General features: G+C 67.0%; 6 protein-coding genes. 5 read left to right on the plus strand and 1 reads right to left on the minus strand.

Going from position 1 to position 4,080, the window contains the following annotated elements:
* From H926_RS0113890 to tatC, 5 genes are all read left to right on the plus strand, one after another.
* The coding region (locus H926_RS0113890) for a hypothetical protein (protein WP_028658002.1) at nucleotides 1-474 on the plus strand (474 nt) is incomplete at its 5' end.
* Nucleotides 471-1,085, plus strand: a complete 615-nt coding sequence (gene scpB, locus H926_RS0113895) for an SMC-Scp complex subunit ScpB (RefSeq protein ID WP_022676852.1) — start codon at nucleotides 471-473, stop codon at nucleotides 1,083-1,085. The genes H926_RS0113890 and scpB, both read left to right, overlap by 4 nt.
* Before the next feature lie 75 nt (nucleotides 1,086-1,160).
* The gene (locus tag H926_RS27620) at nucleotides 1,161-1,433 is read left to right on the plus strand and encodes a Sec-independent protein translocase subunit TatA (RefSeq protein ID WP_022676853.1); all 273 of its coding nucleotides are present in this window, start codon (nucleotides 1,161-1,163) and stop codon (nucleotides 1,431-1,433) included.
* 29 nt (nucleotides 1,434-1,462) lie between these two features.
* Nucleotides 1,463-1,933 (plus strand): Sec-independent protein translocase protein TatB, encoded by a 471-nt coding sequence (gene tatB, locus H926_RS27625; protein ID WP_022676854.1) that lies wholly within the window; start codon nucleotides 1,463-1,465, stop codon nucleotides 1,931-1,933.
* The gene (gene tatC, locus H926_RS27630) at nucleotides 1,930-2,799 is read left to right on the plus strand and encodes a twin-arginine translocase subunit TatC (RefSeq protein WP_022676855.1); all 870 of its coding nucleotides are present in this window, start codon (nucleotides 1,930-1,932) and stop codon (nucleotides 2,797-2,799) included. Before tatB ends, tatC begins: the two co-directional genes overlap by 4 nt.
* A gap of 198 nt (nucleotides 2,800-2,997) precedes the next feature.
* On the opposite strand, the gene H926_RS27635 is transcribed toward tatC, so the two are convergent.
* A partial coding sequence (locus H926_RS27635; protein ID WP_022676856.1) for an amidohydrolase occupies nucleotides 2,998-4,080 on the minus strand: 1,083 nt, incomplete at its 5' end.

Consider the following 4,080-nt stretch of genomic DNA (forward strand, 5'->3'; position numbering starts at 1 on the left):
CTGCAACTGCGCCTGCAGCGGCTGGGCGCCATGCGCGAGGCGGGCGCCCGGCTGATGGCGCGCGATCGGCTGGGGCGCGACGTGTTCACGCGCGGCGCGCCGGAAGGGATTACCCTGGCCCGCCGGTCGCTGTGGCAGGCCGATCTGTTTGGCCTGATCCAGGCCTATGGCCAGATCCAGCACCGCAACCGGCCGGTGGTGCACATGGTGCGCGAGCGTCTGGTCATGACGCTCGACGCCGCGCTCGCCCGCATCTCCGCGCTGCTCGGCACCAGCCTGGAATGGCGCGATCTGCGCGCCTTCCTGCCGCCAATGGCGATCAACGGCGCGGCCGATCGGCAATTGGCGCGATCGGCCCTGGCGTCGAGTTTTCTGGCGGCGCTGGAACTGGCCAAGCAAGGGCGGGTGGAACTGGTGCAGGACGAATGCTTTGGCCCGCTGTTGATCCGGCCGCTGCAGGGCGCCAGGCCATGAGCGCGCCCGACGATCTGGTACGCGCGGTGGAAGCCACGCTGTTTGCCGCGCAGGAACCCCTGCGTGCTGATGAGATTTCGCGCCATCTGGGCGGGGCAGACGTGCGCGCGGCGCTGGCCCTGCTGGCAGAGCACTATGCCCCGCGCGGGGTGCATCTGGTGGAGCGCGGCGGGCGCTGGCATTTCCAGACCGCGCCCGATCTGGCGCATCTGCTGCGGCGGGAAAAGGAAGAAGTGCGCCGCCTGTCGCGCGCGGCGACCGAGGCCCTGGCGATCATCGCCTATCACGAGCCGGTCAGCCGGGCCGAGATCGAGGCGATCCGCGGCGTGCAGACCGCCAAGGGCACGCTCGATGTGTTGATGGAAGCGGGCTGGGTGCGCATGGCCGGTCGGCGCGAGGTGCCGGGCCGCCCCACCATCTATGCCACCACGCCGCAGTTCCTCAGCCATTTCGGTCTTGCCAGCCGGGCAGATCTGCCTGGCATTGGCGAGTTGCGCGCCGCCGGCTTGCTCGATCCGGTGGACGAAGCCTATGCCGTGCTCACCGGCAACCGGGAGGAGGCCGGGCAAGAGGATGCCGACGCGCCAGACGAACCGGGCGAGGCGGACTAAACGACAAGAATCGGCTTTGCCCGCTGGCGAAGTGCGGGAACATCCCCTATCTGGGCAGGCAAAGGAGAATTTGAAATGGGTGGCCTTTCTCTACCGCACCTGATCATTCTGGCGCTGGTCGTGCTGATTTTGTTCGGGCGTGGCCGCATTTCTGAAATGATGGGCGATTTCGGCAAGGGTATCAAAAGCTTCAAGCAGGGCATGAACGAGGAAGCCAATCCTCCGGTCACGCCGCCGCCGGCCCAGATCCAGCAGACCCCGCCGGTTCCCCCCGTTGCGCCGCAAGCGCCGGTTCACCCCGCGCCGGTCCAGCAGCCGGGCGATCATCCGCAGGGGCCGCAGGCCTGATCGGCCCGATAACGCAGGGCTGACCATCGATGTTCGATATTGCGCCGTCCGAATTGCTGCTGGTCGTCATCGTGGCGATCGTGGTGATCGGGCCCAAGGATCTGCCGCTCGCACTGCGCACCGCCGGCCGTTGGATCGGCAAGATGCGCCGTGTTTCCAACCACTTTCGCGCCGGTATCGAAACCATGATCCGCGAGGCGGAACTGGCTGACATGGAAAAGAAGTGGCAGGAGCAGAACGCGCAGATCATGGCGCAAAGCGCGGCTGCGAGCGCGGCGGAAACGCCCCACGCCGCCACCGCCGAAGCGCCGGCTCATCCGGTCGATCCGGTGCTTGCGCCCCATGCGCCGACCGATCCCGCGCCGCTTCCGCCGCCGCCTGAAAAGTTGCTGCCGGTGGAAAGCAGGGGCGAGCGTCCGCGCGGTCCGCAGCCGGCCGATGAAGGCCATGCGGCAGTGGCGCCTGCCGTTCACCCCCACACCGAGCCTGGCCAACCGTGATCCAGATACGCGATATCGATGAAACCCAGGCCCCGCTGCTCGATCACTTGATCGAGTTGCGCACCCGCCTGTTGCGCTGTGTCTATGCCTTGGCGCTGACCTCGGCGATCAGCTATTACTTTGTCGACGCCATCCTGGCGATCCTGGTCCACCCGCTCAGCCTGGCATTTCCGGCTGGGCATGGGCGGCTGATCTATACCAAGCTCTATTCGGCGTTCTTCGTGAACCTGAAAGTGGCGCTGTTTTCCGGTTTCCTGCTCAGCTTCCCGGTGGTCGCCAACCAGCTGTGGGCGTTTGTCGCGCCCGGGCTCTATGCCCGGGAAAAGCGCGCATTCCTGCCGTTCCTGATCGCCACGCCGATCCTGTTCGGGATGGGCGCCAGTTTGGCCTATTTCGTGGTCATGCCCACGGCGTTCAAATGGTTCGTCGGGTTCCAGGGCAACAAAGGCGGCCTGCAACTAGAAGCATTGCCGGGGATCGAGGAATATCTCGCGCTGGTGATGCAGTTCATCCTGGCGTTCGGCGTGTCGTTCCTGCTGCCGGTGCTGCTGATGCTGCTCAACCGCGCGGGCATCGTCAGCCGTGATGCGCTGGTCAAGGCGCGGCGCTATGTGATCGTGGGCATCGTGGCGCTGGCGGCGCTGATCACCCCGCCTGACGTGGTGTCGCAGCTGATGCTGGCGATCCCGCTGCTGATCCTGTTCGAAGGCACGCTGATCGTCATGCGCTTTGTCGAAAAGGCCGATGCCGAGGAAAAGGCCCGCCTGGCGGCCGAAGAAGCCGCGGCAGAGGCGGCCCAGGCAGCGGCTGATGCCGCCGCAGCGGCCCAGCAGGCCGCCGGCAATCCTACGCAATTGCTGCCCTGACCTGGCTATGCGGTGGGGGCCATCACTGGCCCCCACCGCCTGCGCAGTCTTGAGGGAAATTGCATGCGCGGCCGAATTTTTCCGCTGCCCGCATGGCCGTGCCCGGGTGCGAGGGGAGAACACCATCAAGGCTTGGCAACGCAGCGCCGGGATGAGGGGGGAACCCGGCGCCTTCCGCGTCGCGCCATCTAACGGCTCTCAGCCTTTTTGGTTTCCATCCTTTTTGGCCGCCCCGTTTTCGGCATCATCCGGCCACACTTTGCCGCCACCCACCCAGGTTTCGCGCACGCGGGTGTGGCGGATGGCATCGGCCGTGGCGGTCAGCGGATCGGTATCGACTAGGATGAAATCGGCGCGCAGGCCCGGTGCCAGGCGGCCAAACCGACCTTCGGCAAAGCCGGCATAGGCGCCACCGGTGGTATAGGCGGCCAGCGCCTGCACGGGTGAGACCTTTTCCTGCGGCTGCCAGCCACCGGCCGGTTGGCCATCCGGGCCCTCGCGGCTGATTGCAGCCGCGATCCCGGCAAAGGGATCGGGCGCTTCCACCGGCGCATCCGAACCGAACGCGAGCCGGGCGCCTGCCTTGGCGATCGATTGCCAGGCATAGGCCCCGGCCAGCCGCTGCGGCCCAAGGCGCGCTTCGGCCATCACGCGATCGGAGGTTTCGTGCACCGGCTGCATCGACGCGATCACGCCGTTGCGGCCAAAGCGGGCGATATCGGCCGGATCGACGATCTGGGCATGTTCCACCCGCCAGCGGCGATCGCCTTTATAGGTGGCGGAAAGATCCTCGATGCTGGACAGCACGGCGGCATTGGCCGCGTCGCCGATGGCATGGACCGCCACCTGGAACCCGTCCATCGCCGCCCGGCTCATCAGGTTACCCAACTGGGTATCGGTCATGCGCGGCAACCCGCGCGTGTTGGGCGCATCGGCATAGGGCGCCTTGAGCCAGGCCCCGCGCGAGCCCAGCGCGCCATCCATGAACAGCTTTACCCCGCCCATACGCAGCCTGTCGGCATAGAGCCACGGCGTCGGCTCACCCCCGGCGATCAAGGCCATCTGGTCGATGCCCATGGCATAGGCCATGATCCGCACATAGAGCTGGTTCTTGTCACCAGCGCGGCGGAAGGCCTGCCAGTCTTCGATGCTGGTGCCCATGTCGGCCACGGCCGTCACGCCGCGCTGGAACAGGATCGACTGCGCCTTGGCCAGCGCGGCATCGCGGTCGGCGGCGCGCGGCGCGGGCAGGCGCGGCGTCAACAGGCCCATCGCCGCATC

This window comes from Novosphingobium sp. B-7, from assembly GCF_000410615.1.
Classification (GTDB): Bacteria; Pseudomonadota; Alphaproteobacteria; order Sphingomonadales; family Sphingomonadaceae; genus Novosphingobium; species Novosphingobium capsulatum.